The following is a 12,610-nucleotide window of genomic DNA, read 5'->3' on the forward strand; positions in this document are numbered from 1 at the left end:
GTTTTCGCATATTTGCACCGTCCGCGTCCGCGGACCCATCCGTGTGTCGTAGCATCCTCCACGGACCGCCCCATCCGCTCCTCGGTCAACGTGGCCACCGTCGAGCCCAGTTGGTCCGGCGCTCGTGGAGGTTGTATGAAGCAGCGCGGCAGACACCGCCGACGCAGGCGGGGCAGGGCGCTTCGCGCGGCCCTGACCGGGGCGGCCCTCGCACTGACGGGTGCCGCCACACTGATCAGCGCCTCGCAGGCCACGGTCGCCGACGACCCCGGCGCCCTCGAACCTCTCACCTCCGCCGCCGCGACCGACGCGCTGCGGCTGACGGAGCACCGCGTGCCGTCGCCCTGGCTCGACCGGCTCTCCGCCGCGATGGGCGAACCGGTGGGCGTCGACACCGTCCTCGACTCCGCCGACCACACGCTGCGCGACTCCGCCGACTGCGCGACCGGGGACCGGGAAGCGCTGCCGGTCTCCCCCGCCGCCACCCGCGCCTACTGCTGGGAGGACGACGACACCGAAGGCTGGCGTCCCGGCGCGGTCACCACCTCGGGGGACGCCGACGAGGACGGCCGCTGGGGCCCCCACCGCGTCATCCTCTCCGCCTGGTCCCGCGACGACGGCACGCCCGAGAGCGGCCTCGCCCGGGTCTCCTTCGTCGACGCCGACGATCCCGACCACCTCGGCTACACCTCCGCGCTCCTCGCCGTCCCGGTCGACGGCGGCCACAACTACCGGGGGCTCGCCTCCCCGGTCTCCGGCATGGTCTGGTACCAGGACAAACTGCTGGTCACCACCGGTGCCGGGGACCGTGACGCGCTGTACGTGTACGACGTGGACCGGATCCAGCGCGCCACCACCGACGTGGACGCCGTCGGGCGGGTGCCCGGGGGCTGGGCGGCGGACGGTCACCCGTACGTGCTGCCCGCCGTCGCCTCGTACCGGCTCTCCGGGGCACAGGACGCCGCACGCCCGGTCGCGATCTCCCTGGACCGCGGCACGGCCCCCGACAGCCTGGTGGCGAGCGAGCGGGTGCCCGCGGACGGCGACCGTCCCACCCGACTGTGGCGCTACGCGTTCGGCACGGAGCCGGACCGCACCGGGCTGCCTGCCGTCGACTCCACCGGGCACGTCGACGCGGTGGAGGCGTACGAGACCGGGGCGGCGGAGGTCGGGGGCGTGCTGTCGCACCGTCCGGCCGGCGCGGAACGGACCGACTGGTATCTGGGACGCGCGGCCGGCGGACACGACGGGCGCGGGACCCTGTGGCGCCAGGACACGGAGGGCGCCCGGGCCACGGAGTGCGGGGCGGACCGCTCCCAGCGGTGCTGGAGCGGGCAGGCGGGCTCCCTGTCCTACTGGGCACAGACCGGTGAGGTCTGGTCGCAGTCGGGCCGCATGCTGTTCGCGCTGCCGCTGGCCTCGATCGAGGACGCGCTCGACTGACGGCCACCGGCCCCCGGTACGGGCTACGTCGAGGCCCCCCGGGCCACGCGAGGTGCGTTGAGACCTCCGGGGCCACACGGGGTACGTCGAGATTCCCGGGCCGCACCGGCCGCGTGCCCCGCCCCCGCACCGGCCGCGTGCCCCGTCCCCGCGCGGGCCGCGCGGGGGCGGGGATCGACAGACCCGCGGACCGGATGATTCCCTGACCGTCATGACCCACATCGCCGTGACCACCTGGTCCCTGGAGCAGACGGCGCCGACCGATCTGCTGCCGGCCGCCGCACCGGAGGGGGACGTCCGGATCGTCCGCGCCGAGGTGCCCTCCCCCGAGTTCAGCCGCTTCCTGTACGCCTCGGTGGGCGGCGACATCCGCTGGACGGACCGGCTCGGCTGGAGCCACGCGCGCTGGCGGGAACACCTGGAGCGGGCCGGCGTGGAGACCTGGGTCGCCCACGACCACGGCACTCCCGCCGGATACGTGGAACTGACGTCCGGGGACGACGGGGTCGTGGAGATCGAGTACTTCGGCCTCATCCCGGCCTTCCGGGGCCGGCGCATCGGCGGCCACCTGCTCTCGTACGGCGCCGCCCGCGCCTGGGACCTGGCGGACCGGTGGCCCGGGCTGGCCACGACCAAGCGGGTGTGGCTGCACACCTGCAGCAAGGACGGCCCGTACGCGATGGACAACTACCAGCGCCGCGGCTTCCGCCTGTTCGACACCAAGGTCGAGGAGGAGGCGGAGGTGGCCACACCGGGGCCCTGGCCCGGAGCGTTCCCCGCCTGACCGACCGGCCGACCGCCCCCTCCACCGGAGGGCCGCACTGTGACCCACAACACCTCTGTCTTGCTCTGCGAGACAGGGGTGTCCGCGTTTTGGACAAAGCTGGACTGCGTCCAGATCGCCGTGCCAGGCTTCCGCCATGCCTGGAACTGGAATTGCCTTGGTGAGTCGGCGGCACGTCGACCTCGGCCGCATGTCCAGCGCCATCTGTCCGGTCCGCTGAGAGCCTTCTCCAGCACCATCGGATTTCCCCCATTCACCTGACTCCCACGCAATGACGCGCTGGGACACCACACGTGTGCCATGCGCCATGCGTGCAGGTCAGAGTCGCTTTCCGTCTGCCTTGAAGGACGTGTCAACCATGGCCGCCACGCCGCCGAAACCTGCTGCCGCGACCCCCCGCCGCAAGGTGAGCCGTCACCGCGGCGAGGGCCAGTGGGCGGTCGGTCACTTCACCCCGCTCAACGGCAACGAGCAAGTCAAGAAGGACGACGACGGTCTCAATGTGCGGACACGTATTGAGACGATCTACTCCAAGCGGGGTTTCGACTCGATCGACCCCAGCGACCTGCGTGGACGAATGCGCTGGTGGGGGCTGTACACCCAGCGCAAGCAGGGCATCGACGGCGGAAAGACGGCCGTCCTGGAGCCGGAGGAGCTGGACGACAGCTACTTCATGTTGCGGGTACGCGTCGACGGCGGCGCGCTGACCACCGCACAGCTGCGCGTCATCGGCGAGATCTCCCAGGAGTTCGCGCGCGGTACGGCCGACATCACCGACCGGCAGAACGTCCAGTACCACTGGATCCGCATCGAGGACGTTCCCGAGATCTGGGAGCGACTGGAGGCCGTCGGCCTGTCCACGGTCACCGCCTGCGGCGACACGCCCCGCGTCATGATCGCCTCCCCGGTCGCGGGCATCGCCGAGGACGAGATCATCGACGGCACGCCGGCCCTGGAGGAGATGAAGCGCCGGGTCCTGAACAACCCGGCGTACTCGAACCTCCCCCGGAAGTTCAAGACCGCGATCTCCGGGTCACCGGTGCTGGACGTGGTGCACGAGATCAACGACGTGGCCTTCGTCGGCGTCGAACACCCCGACCACGGGCCGGGCTTCGACCTGTGGGTCGGCGGCGGCCTGTCCACCAACCCGAAGCTGGGCGTGCGCCTCGGCGCCTGGGTGCCGATCGACGACGTCCCCGACGTCTACGAGGGCGTCCTGTCGATCTTCCGCGACTACGGCTACCGGCGACTGCGCAACCGCGCCCGCCTGAAGTTCCTGGTCGCCGACTGGGGCACGGAGAAGTTCCGCCAGGTGCTGGAGGACGAGTACCTGAAGCGGAAGCTGACCGACGGCCCGGCGCCCGCCGAGCCGACCAGCCGCTGGCGCGACCACATCGGCGTGCACCGGCAGCGGGACGGCCGCTACTACGTCGGCTTCGCCCCGCGCGTCGGCCGCGTCGACGGCACGATCCTGACGAAGGTCGCCGACCTGGCGGAGGCGCACGGCTCGGGCCGCGTGCGCACCACGGTCGAGCAGAAGATGATCGTCCTCGACGTCGAGGAGGGGCGGGTCGAGTCCCTGGTGGAGTCCCTGGAGGCACTGGACCTCACCGCCCGGCCCTCCACCTTCCGGCGCGGCACCATGGCCTGCACCGGCATCGAGTTCTGCAAGCTCGCCATCGTCGAGACCAAGGCACGCGGCGCCTCGCTGATCGACGAGCTGGAGCGCCGGCTCCCGGAGTTCGACGAGCCCCTCACCATCAACCTCAACGGCTGCCCGAACGCCTGCGCCCGTATCCAGACCGCGGACATCGGTCTCAAGGGCCAGCTGATGCTGAACGACCGGGGCGAGCAGGTCGAGGGCTATCAGGTGCACCTGGGCGGCGCACTCGGCCTGGAGGCGAGCTTCGGCCGCAAGGTGCGCGGCCTGAAGGTCACGGCGGAGGAACTGCCGGACTACGTGGAGCGCGTCCTGACCCGCTACCAGGCCGAGCGCGAGGACGGCGAGCGCTTCGCCACCTGGGCGACCCGCGCCTCCGAGGAGGCCCTGTCGTGAGCGAGCGCGCCGCGCCCTTCTACTGCCCCTACTGCGGCGACGAGGACCTCCGTCCCCACGAGGAAGGTCACGGCGCCTGGGAATGCGGGGCGTGCAACCGCGCATTCCAGCTGAGGTTCCTCGGGCTGCTCGCCCGAGGCGTTCAGCCCAACTCCACGGGAGCGGAATCGATATGACGGTGGTTCAAGAAGAACGTACGACCGAGGACCTCAAGGCGCTCGCCGAGCGGGCGGGCCGCGAGCTGGAGGACGCCTCCGCGTTGGACATCCTCCGGTGGGCCGCCGAGACGTTCGGCAGCCGCTTCTGCGTGACCTCCTCGATGGAGGACGCGGTCGTCGCCCACCTCGCCTCCCGCGCCCTGCCCGGCGTGGACGTGGTGTTCCTCGACACCGGCTACCACTTCCCGGAGACCATCGGCACCCGGGACGCGGTGGAGGCCGTGATGGACGTCAACGTCATCACGCTCACCCCGCGCCGGACGGTCGCCGAGCAGGACGCCGAGTACGGCCCGAAGCTGCACGACCGCGACCCCGACCTGTGCTGCGCGCTGCGCAAGGTGCGCCCGCTGGAGGAGGGCCTGGAGGGCTACCAGGCCTGGGCGACCGGTCTGCGCCGCGACGAGTCCGCGACCAGGGCGAACACTCCGGTGGTCGGCTGGGACGAGAAGCGGGGGAAGGTGAAGGTCTCCCCGATCGCACGGTGGTCACAGGAAGATGTGCAAACGTACGTCGCCGAGCACGGTGTCCTCACCAACCCGCTGCTGATGGACGGCTATGCCTCCGTGGGCTGCGCGCCCTGCACCCGCCGCGTGCTGGAGGGCGAGGACTCACGCGCCGGGCGCTGGGCGGGCCGCTCCAAGACCGAATGCGGACTGCACGGCTGACATGACGACGACCACCGGGACGACCGGGACCGGGACCGCCGGGACCGGGACGACCGAGATTCAGGAGAACCACGTGAGGAGCGGAGCCACCGTCTGGCTCACGGGTCTGCCGAGTGCCGGCAAGACCACCATCGCCCACGAACTGGCCGACCGGCTCCGCGAGGAGGGCCACCGCGTCGAGGTCCTGGACGGCGACGAGATCCGCGAGTTCCTCTCGGCGGGCCTCGGCTTCGGCCGCGCGGACCGGCACACCAACGTGCAGCGCATCGGCTTCGTCGCCGAACTGCTCGCCCGCAACGGCGTCACGGCGCTGGTCCCGGTGATCGCGCCGTACGCGGACAGCCGGGACGCGGTCCGCGGGCGCCACGAGGCGAACGGCACGGCCTACGTGGAGGTGCACGTGGCCACCCCGGTCGAGGTGTGTTCGGTGCGCGACGTGAAGGGCCTGTACGCCAAGCAGGCCGCAGGTGAGCTGACGGGGCTCACCGGCGTCGACGACCCGTACGAGGAGCCCGTCAAGCCCGACCTGCGCATCGAGTCGCAGGACCAGACCGCCCAGGAGTCCGCCGCGGCGGTCCACGCCCTGCTCACCGAAAGGGGACTGGCATGACGACGACCGTGGCCACAGTGGAGAAGGGTTCGGCCGGCCCGTACGCCCTCTCCCACCTCGACGCCCTCGAGTCCGAGGCCGTGCACATCTTCCGCGAGGTGGCGGGCGAGTTCGAGCGGCCGGTGATCCTCTTCTCCGGCGGCAAGGACTCGATCCTCATGCTGCACTTGGCGCTGAAGGCGTTCGCCCCCGCGGCGGTGCCGTTCTCCCTGCTGCACGTGGACACCGGGCACAACTTCCCCGAGGTCCTCGACTACCGCGACCGCACGGTGGAGAAGCACGGGCTGCGGCTGCACGTCGCCTCCGTGCAGGACTACATCGACCGGGGGGTGCTCAAGGAGCGCCCCGACGGCACCCGCAACCCGCTGCAGACGCTGCCGCTGACCGAGAAGATCCAGGCGGAGAAGTTCGACGCCGTCTTCGGCGGCGGGCGCCGCGACGAGGAGAAGGCCCGGGCGAAGGAGCGGGTGTTCTCGCTGCGGGACGAGTTCTCCCAGTGGGACCCTCGCCGCCAGCGCCCCGAGCTGTGGAACCTGTACAACGGCCGGCACGCCCCCGGCGAGCACGTCCGGGTCTTCCCGCTGTCCAACTGGACCGAGCTCGACGTGTGGCAGTACATCGCCCGCGAGGGCATCGAGCTGCCGGCCATCTACTACGCCCACGAGCGCGAGGTCTTCGGGCGCAGCGGCATGTGGCTGACGGCCGGCGAGTGGGGCGGTCCGAAGGACGACGAGACCGTGGTCGAGCGGCGGGTGCGCTACCGCACCGTCGGCGACATGTCCTGCACCGGAGCCGTCGACTCGGACGCCGACAGCATCGAGAAGGTGATCGCCGAGATCGCCGTCTCCCGGCTCACCGAGCGCGGCGCCACGCGTGCCGACGACAAGATGTCCGAGGCCGCGATGGAAGACCGCAAGCGCGAGGGGTACTTCTAGAGATGACCAGCACCACCGAACCCACCGAGCCGCCGGCGACCTGGCAGCTTTCGGAGACCACCCTGCTGCGGTTCGCCACCGCCGGGTCCGTCGACGACGGCAAGTCCACCCTGGTCGGCCGTCTGCTGCACGACTCCAAGTCGGTCCTCGTCGACCAGCTGGAGGCCGTCGAGCGGGCCTCCGCGAGCCGCGGCCAGGAGGCCCCGGACCTCGCGCTGCTCACCGACGGCCTGCGGGCCGAGCGCGAGCAGGGCATCACCATCGACGTGGCCTACCGCTACTTCGCCACCCCGCGCCGCCGGTTCATCCTGGCCGACACGCCCGGGCACGTGCAGTACACCCGGAACATGGTCACCGGCGCTTCCACGGCCGAGCTGACGGTGATCCTCGTCGACGCCCGCAACGGCGTGGTCGAGCAGACCCGCCGGCACGCCGCGATCGCCGCCCTGCTGCGGGTGCCGCACGTCGTCCTCGCCGTGAACAAGATGGATCTGGTCGACTACAAGGAGCCCGTGTTCGCCGCCATCGCCGAGGAGTTCACGGCGTACGCGACCGAGCTGGGCGTCCCGGAGGTCACCGCGATCCCGATCTCGGCGCTCGCCGGCGACAACGTGGTGGAGCCTTCCGCGGTCATGGACTGGTACGGCGGCCCGACCGTGCTGGAGCACCTGGAGACCGTCCCGGTCAGCCACGACCTGGCGCACTGCCACGCCCGGCTGCCCGTGCAGTACGTGATCCGCCCGCGGACCGCCGAGCACCCCGACTACCGCGGCTACGCGGGCCAGATCGCCGCCGGCACCTTCCGGGTCGGCGACGAGGTCACCGTGCTGCCCTCGGGCCGCACCTCGAAGGTGTCCGGCATCGACCTGCTCGGCGAGCCGGTCGACGTCGCCTGGACGCCGCAGTCGGTGACGCTGCTGCTCCAGGACGACATCGACGTCTCGCGCGGCGACCTGATCGTGCCCCGCGAGGACGCGCCGGCCACCACCCAGGACGTCGAGGCCACCGTGTGCCACGTCGCCGACGCGCCGCTCACCGTCGGCCACCGGGTGCTGCTCAAGCACGGCACCCGCACGGTCAAGGCGATCGTCAAGGACATCCCGGCCCGGCTCACGCTGGACGACCTGTCCCTGCACCCGCACCCCGGGCAGCTCGCCGCCAACGACATCGGCCGGGTGAAGATCCGCACGGCGGAGCCGCTGCCCGCCGACTCCTACGCCGACTCACGGCGCACCGGTTCGTTCATCCTGATCGACCCGAGCGACGGCACCACGCTCACGGCCGGCATGGCCGGCGAGTCCTTCGCCACGCCGGAGCCGGTCAAGGACGAAGCCGACGACGGGTGGGACTTCTGAGCATGGGCTCCCCCGACTTCTACTCCACGTTCGCGAAGGAGGGCGGCCGCGTCGGCAGCGGTGCTCTTGGCAGCGGGCAGGGCGGGGTCGCGCGATGTGCGTGCTGACGTACGCGCACCGCTCGCGCGCCCTCACCCCGCACCGCCGTAGACGCGAACCCGCCGATCTCCCGGCCACGACCTGACACCTCGGACCAACCGACAGGCGTGACCGCCGGGCCAACGAGAGGACCACCTCCCGTGCCTGCCACCACCGCCCCGTGCCGCACCCTCGCGGTCCTTGCCGCCCTCCCGCTGCTGGCCCTCGCCGGCTGCGGGTACGGCTCGCAGGCCAAGGACGACGACACCGTGAAAGTCGCGGCGGGCGCCGAGAAGACCGACGGTCTCGACTCCGTCCGGATCGGCTACTTCGGCAACGTCACCCACGCGACTCCCCTGGTCGGCAACCAGAAGGGCTTCTTCCAGAAGGAGCTGGGCGCCACCGAGGCGAAGTACGCGGTGTTCAACGCGGGGCCGTCCGAGATCGAGGCGCTGAACTCCGGCTCGATCGACATCGGCTGGATCGGCCCGTCCCCGGCGATCAACGGCTACGCGAAGTCGGACGGCAAGAACCTGCGGATCATCGGCGGTTCGGCCTCCGGCGGTGTGAGGCTGGTGGTGAACCCCGACAAGATCAAGACCCTGAAGGACGTCAAGGGCAAGCGCATCGCGACCCCGCAGCTGGGCAACACACAGGACGTCGCGTTCCTCAACTGGATCGCCGAGCAGGGCTGGAAGGTCGACGCGCAGAGCGGCAGGGGCGACGTGACGGTCGTCCGCAGTGACAACAAGGTGACCCCGAACGCCTTCAAGTCCGGCTCCGTCGACGGGGCGTGGGTGCCGGAGCCCACCGCGTCCCGGCTGGTCGCCCAGGGCGGCGAGGTACTGCTGGACGAGTCGGCGCTGTGGCCGGACGAGGAGTTCGTGATCACGAACATCATCGTGCGGCAGGAGTTCCTCGAGGAGCACCCGAAAGCCGTGGAGGCGGTGTTGAGGGCCTCCGTGGACACCAACGAGTGGATCGGGGCCCATCCCGACGAGGCCAAGGCCGCGGCGAACAAGCAGTTGGAGAGGGACACCGGCAAGGCGCTGCCGGCCGACGTCCTGGACCCGGCGTGGAAGTCGATCCGGCTGACCGACGACCCGCTGGCCGCCACCCTCGGCGCCCAGGCGGAGCACGCCGTCACGGCCGGCCTGCTGGAGGAGCCCGGCCTCGAGGGCATCTACGACCTCACGCTGCTCAACAAGGTCCTCGAGGCCAAGGGCGAACCCGCGGTCGACGACGCCGGTCTCGGCGTCCAGTAGGCCCGGATCCCGACCATTCCCCAGGAGGTGACGACCATGGCCACGACCACCACCCTCGCCAAGGCCGACGAGGGCACCGCGGCGGTCACGCACGCCGCCCGGATCGAGCACGTCTCCAAGTCGTTTCCGGGCCCCGCCGGGCGGCAGCTCGTGCTGGACGACATCACCCTCGATGTCGCGCCCGGCGAGTTCGTCACCCTCCTGGGGGCCTCCGGCTGCGGGAAGTCCACGCTGCTGAACCTGGTGGCGGGGCTGGACAAGCCGAGCGCCGGCGCGATCAGCACGGACGGGCGGCCGGCCCTGATGTTCCAGGAGCACGCCCTGTTCCCGTGGCTGACCGCGGGCAAGAACATCGAACTCGCCCTGAAGCTGCGGGGGGTGCCCAAGTCCGAGCGCCGCGACAAGGCGGAGGAACTGCTCGAACTCGTCCGGCTGAAGGGCGCGTACGGCAAGCGGGTGCACGAGCTGTCGGGCGGTATGCGCCAGCGGGTCGCGATGGCCCGGGCGCTCGCCCAGGAGAGCCGGCTGCTGCTGATGGACGAGCCGTTCGCGGCGCTGGACGCCATCACGCGGGACGTGCTGCACGACGAACTGACCCGGATCTGGCGCGAGACGCGGCTCTCCGTCCTGTTCGTCACGCACAACGTCCGCGAGGCCGTGCGGCTCGCCGAGCGGGTGGTGCTGCTGTCCTCCCGTCCCGGGCGCGTGGCCCGCGAGTGGACGGTCGGCATCCCGCATCCGCGCCGCATCGAGGACACCGCCGTGGCGGAGCTCTCCGTCGAGATCACCGAAGAACTGCGTGGGGAGATCCGCCGCCATGGCCAGCACTGACACGAAGCGCTCCCAGGGAGGCGGCGCCAAGGACGGCGTCCCCGGCGGCAAAGGCCCCGGGGACGGCGGCGATCTCGCCGGTCTGGAGGCGGGCCTGGACGCGCTGGAGACGGTGCAGCAGGGCCGCACACCCTTCCGGCAGACCTTCGTGGAGAAGATCCTGCCGCCCACCGTCGCCGTTCTCCTGGTGATCGCGGTGTGGCAGGGACTCGTCTCCTTCGAGATCGTCGACGACCCGACCAAGCTGCCCGCCCCGTCCGACGTGTGGGACGTGGTCCACCAGGCCTGGCTTCAGGGCGAACTGCTCGGCTACATCTGGACCAGCGTCTCGCGCGGCCTGCTCGGCTTCTGCTTCGCCCTGCTGATCGGCACCCCGCTGGGACTGCTGGTGGCGCGGGTGAAGTTCGTACGCGCGGCGATCGGCCCGATCCTGTCCGGCCTCCAGTCGCTGCCGTCGGTGGCCTGGGTGCCGCCGGCCGTGATCTGGCTGGGCCTGAACAACTCGATGATGTACGCCGTCATCCTGCTGGGCGCGGTGCCGTCCATCGCGAACGGCCTGGTCTCCGGCGTCGACCAGGTGTCCCCGATCTTCCTCCGCGCGGGCCGCACGCTGGGCGCGACGGGGCTGAAGGGCACCTGGCACATCGTGCTGCCCGCCGCGCTGCCCGGCTATGTGGCGGGCCTGAAGCAGGGCTGGGCGTTCTCCTGGCGCTCGCTGATGGCCGCCGAGATCATCGCGTCCTTCCCCGACCTCGGCGTGGGCCTCGGCCAGTTGCTGGAGAACGGCCGCAACGCCAGCGACATGGCGATGGTGTTCGAGGCCATCCTGCTGATCCTGTTCGTCGGCATCGCGATCGACCTGCTGATCTTCAGCCCGCTGGAGCGGTGGGTGCTGCGCAGCCGCGGTCTGCTGGTGAGGAGCTGACAGCCATCATGTCCGCGCCGGTTCTCCTCGTCATTGCCCACGGCAGCCGCGACCCGCGACACGCCGCGACCGTGCACGCCCTGGTGCGCCGGGTCAGGTCTCTGCGCCCGGAGGTACGGGTGGAGACCGGCTTCCTGGACTTCAACGTCCCCTCGGTGCAGGGGGTACTGGAGTCCCTGGAGACGGAGGGAGTGCGGGACGTCGTGGCGCTGCCGCTGCTGCTGACCCGCGCCTTCCACGCCAAGGCGGACATCCCGGCGGTCCTCGCGGACGCGCCCCCGCGGCTGCGAATCCGGCAGGCCGAGGTGCTCGGCCCGTCCCCACTGCTGCGCTCCGCGCTGGAGCGGCGCCTGTACGAGGCGGGTCTGACGCCCGCCGACAAGTCCTCGACCGGGGTCGTGCTGGCCTCGGCGGGGTCCACCGACCCGGAGGCGATCGCGGTGATCGCAGAAATCGCGCGGGAGTGGCGGCACACCGGTTGGTGCGCCGTGCGGCCCGCGTTCGCCTCCGCATCCCTTCCGCGCACCGAGGACGCGGTGCGGGAGCTGCGGGAGTCGGGCTGCGCCCGCGTCGCCGTGGCACCGTACGTCCTGGCCCCGGGCTTCCTGCCGGACCGCATCGCGCGGGGCGCTGCCGAGGCCGACGTACTGGCGGACGTCCTCGGTCCCTCGCCGGAGGTGGCGCGGGTGGTGCTGGACCGGTACGACGAGGCACGGATGCCGGCGCTGACGGCGGTCGGGGCCTGAACCCCGGGTTCCTCGGCAGGGGCCGCTCAGGCCCCGGTCAGCTCCACGAGCTTGACGACGGTGTTCCAGTTGCGGGTGGTGGCGATCAGGCCCTTGTTCACGCGGGGTCGCGCCAGGGCCTCGGCGAGCTTCGAGCGGCCGAGGCCGTTCGGCGCGTACAGGTACAGGGCCCGGTCGCCGAGGCGGAACTCCTCGGGGAGGAAGGCCGGCCGGTCGACCGTCTCGAAGCGCTCGGCGGCGACCGGCGCGGAGAAGTAGGTGACGTGCAGCTGCTTGGCCTCCAGGTCGGCGGCCGGGAACGGGCACGCCTCGGCGACCGCCTTGAGATAGGCGTGGTCGCGCACGATCACGTCCACCGCGAAGCCGAAGCGTTCCTCGATCGCCTCCGCCAACTCGGCGGCCAGGGACTTCTCGTCCCCGTGGCCGGACGCGAACACGGCCTGCCCGCTCTGGAGGTGGGTGCGTACGGCGTCATGGCCGAGGTCCGTCAGGAGCGCGCGCAGTCCGGCCATCGGGAGCTTCTTCGTGCCACCCACGTTGATCCCGCGCAGCAGCGCCGCGTACGTCGTCGTCATGCGCACACCATAGTGCGGCCGTCGTGCCCCGTGGGGGTGGGCACGACGGCCGCGTCCACGCACCGGGCGGACGTGCGCGCCACTCTCGCCGATGCGGTGTCCAAGGTTCAACCACTGCGCACGC

The 12,610-nt window shown here is 71.5% G+C and carries 14 protein-coding genes; 13 read left to right on the top strand and 1 reads right to left on the bottom strand.

Going from position 1 to position 12,610, the window contains the following annotated elements:
- Window positions 1-135 precede the first annotated feature (135 nt).
- From ABEA26_RS12345 to ABEA26_RS12400, 13 genes are all read left to right on the top strand, one after another.
- A complete protein-coding gene (locus ABEA26_RS12345; protein WP_345591903.1) occupies window positions 136-1,443 on the top strand; it encodes a hypothetical protein in 1,308 nt (435 codons plus the stop codon).
- Window positions 1,444-1,654: 211 nt separating this feature from the next.
- Window positions 1,655-2,227, top strand: a complete 573-nt coding sequence (locus ABEA26_RS12350; RefSeq protein WP_345591904.1) for a GNAT family N-acetyltransferase — start codon at window positions 1,655-1,657, stop codon at window positions 2,225-2,227.
- 136 nt (window positions 2,228-2,363) lie between these two features.
- Entirely contained in the window at window positions 2,364-2,447 is an 84-nt protein-coding gene (locus tag ABEA26_RS36320) for a putative leader peptide (RefSeq protein ID WP_351391960.1), read from the top strand.
- Window positions 2,448-2,585: 138 nt separating this feature from the next.
- Window positions 2,586-4,283 (top strand): sulfite reductase SirA, encoded by a 1,698-nt coding sequence (gene sirA, locus ABEA26_RS12355; protein WP_345591905.1) that lies wholly within the window; start codon window positions 2,586-2,588, stop codon window positions 4,281-4,283.
- Complete coding sequence (locus tag ABEA26_RS12360; RefSeq protein WP_345591906.1) at window positions 4,280-4,459, top strand: hypothetical protein; 180 nt, start codon at window positions 4,280-4,282, stop codon at window positions 4,457-4,459. The genes sirA and ABEA26_RS12360 overlap by 4 nt, the downstream gene beginning before the upstream one ends.
- Window positions 4,456-5,166, top strand: coding sequence for a phosphoadenylyl-sulfate reductase (locus ABEA26_RS12365; RefSeq protein WP_345591907.1), 711 nt, complete (start codon window positions 4,456-4,458; stop codon window positions 5,164-5,166). Before ABEA26_RS12360 ends, ABEA26_RS12365 begins: the two co-directional genes overlap by 4 nt.
- Before the next feature lies 1 nt (window position 5,167).
- A complete protein-coding gene (cysC, locus tag ABEA26_RS12370) occupies window positions 5,168-5,776 on the top strand; it encodes an adenylyl-sulfate kinase (protein ID WP_345591908.1) in 609 nt (202 codons plus the stop codon).
- A complete protein-coding gene (cysD, locus tag ABEA26_RS12375) occupies window positions 5,773-6,711 on the top strand; it encodes a sulfate adenylyltransferase subunit CysD (protein WP_345591909.1) in 939 nt (312 codons plus the stop codon). The genes cysC and cysD overlap by 4 nt, the downstream gene beginning before the upstream one ends.
- A 2-nt stretch (window positions 6,712-6,713) precedes the next feature.
- On the top strand, window positions 6,714-8,066 hold the full coding sequence (locus ABEA26_RS12380) for a sulfate adenylyltransferase subunit 1 (protein ID WP_345591910.1): 1,353 nt from the start codon (window positions 6,714-6,716) through the stop codon (window positions 8,064-8,066).
- 239 nt (window positions 8,067-8,305) lie between these two features.
- Window positions 8,306-9,409 carry an aliphatic sulfonate ABC transporter substrate-binding protein gene (locus ABEA26_RS12385; RefSeq protein ID WP_345591912.1) on the top strand — a complete coding sequence of 368 codons (1,104 nt, stop codon included), beginning with the start codon at window positions 8,306-8,308 and terminating at the stop codon, window positions 9,407-9,409.
- Between the two features lie 36 nt (window positions 9,410-9,445).
- Window positions 9,446-10,240 (top strand): ABC transporter ATP-binding protein, encoded by a 795-nt coding sequence (locus tag ABEA26_RS12390; RefSeq protein WP_345591914.1) that lies wholly within the window; start codon window positions 9,446-9,448, stop codon window positions 10,238-10,240.
- Window positions 10,227-11,165, top strand: a complete 939-nt coding sequence (locus ABEA26_RS12395) for an ABC transporter permease (RefSeq protein ID WP_345591916.1) — start codon at window positions 10,227-10,229, stop codon at window positions 11,163-11,165. The genes ABEA26_RS12390 and ABEA26_RS12395 overlap by 14 nt, the downstream gene beginning before the upstream one ends.
- A gap of 8 nt (window positions 11,166-11,173) precedes the next feature.
- Complete coding sequence (locus tag ABEA26_RS12400; protein ID WP_345591917.1) at window positions 11,174-11,911, top strand: sirohydrochlorin chelatase; 738 nt, start codon at window positions 11,174-11,176, stop codon at window positions 11,909-11,911.
- A gap of 26 nt (window positions 11,912-11,937) precedes the next feature.
- Here ABEA26_RS12400 and ABEA26_RS12405 read toward each other — a convergent pair whose 3' ends face one another.
- Complete coding sequence (locus tag ABEA26_RS12405) at window positions 11,938-12,486, bottom strand: DUF1697 domain-containing protein (RefSeq protein ID WP_345591918.1); 549 nt, start codon at window positions 12,484-12,486, stop codon at window positions 11,938-11,940.
- Between the last annotated feature and the right edge of the window lie 124 nt (window positions 12,487-12,610).

This window comes from Streptomyces marokkonensis (assembly GCF_039539045.1).
Classification (GTDB): Bacteria; Actinomycetota; Actinomycetes; order Streptomycetales; family Streptomycetaceae; genus Streptomyces; species Streptomyces marokkonensis.

Coding starts and splice junctions, on each gene's coding strand:
- ABEA26_RS12345 (WP_345591903.1), top strand. CDS start 136: ATGAAGCAGCGCGGCAGACACCGCCGACGCAGGCGGGGCAGGGCGCTT.
- ABEA26_RS12350 (WP_345591904.1), top strand. CDS start 1,655: ATGACCCACATCGCCGTGACCACCTGGTCCCTGGAGCAGACGGCGCCG.
- ABEA26_RS12390 (WP_345591914.1), top strand. CDS start 9,446: ATGGCCACGACCACCACCCTCGCCAAGGCCGACGAGGGCACCGCGGCG.
- sirA (WP_345591905.1), top strand. CDS start 2,586: ATGGCCGCCACGCCGCCGAAACCTGCTGCCGCGACCCCCCGCCGCAAG.
- ABEA26_RS12400 (WP_345591917.1), top strand. CDS start 11,174: ATGTCCGCGCCGGTTCTCCTCGTCATTGCCCACGGCAGCCGCGACCCG.
- ABEA26_RS12380 (WP_345591910.1), top strand. CDS start 6,714: ATGACCAGCACCACCGAACCCACCGAGCCGCCGGCGACCTGGCAGCTT.
- ABEA26_RS12405 (WP_345591918.1), bottom strand. CDS start 12,486: ATGACGACGACGTACGCGGCGCTGCTGCGCGGGATCAACGTGGGTGGC.
- ABEA26_RS36320 (WP_351391960.1), top strand. CDS start 2,364: ATGCCTGGAACTGGAATTGCCTTGGTGAGTCGGCGGCACGTCGACCTC.
- cysC (WP_345591908.1), top strand. CDS start 5,168: ATGACGACGACCACCGGGACGACCGGGACCGGGACCGCCGGGACCGGG.
- ABEA26_RS12395 (WP_345591916.1), top strand. CDS start 10,227: ATGGCCAGCACTGACACGAAGCGCTCCCAGGGAGGCGGCGCCAAGGAC.
- ABEA26_RS12365 (WP_345591907.1), top strand. CDS start 4,456: ATGACGGTGGTTCAAGAAGAACGTACGACCGAGGACCTCAAGGCGCTC.
- cysD (WP_345591909.1), top strand. CDS start 5,773: ATGACGACGACCGTGGCCACAGTGGAGAAGGGTTCGGCCGGCCCGTAC.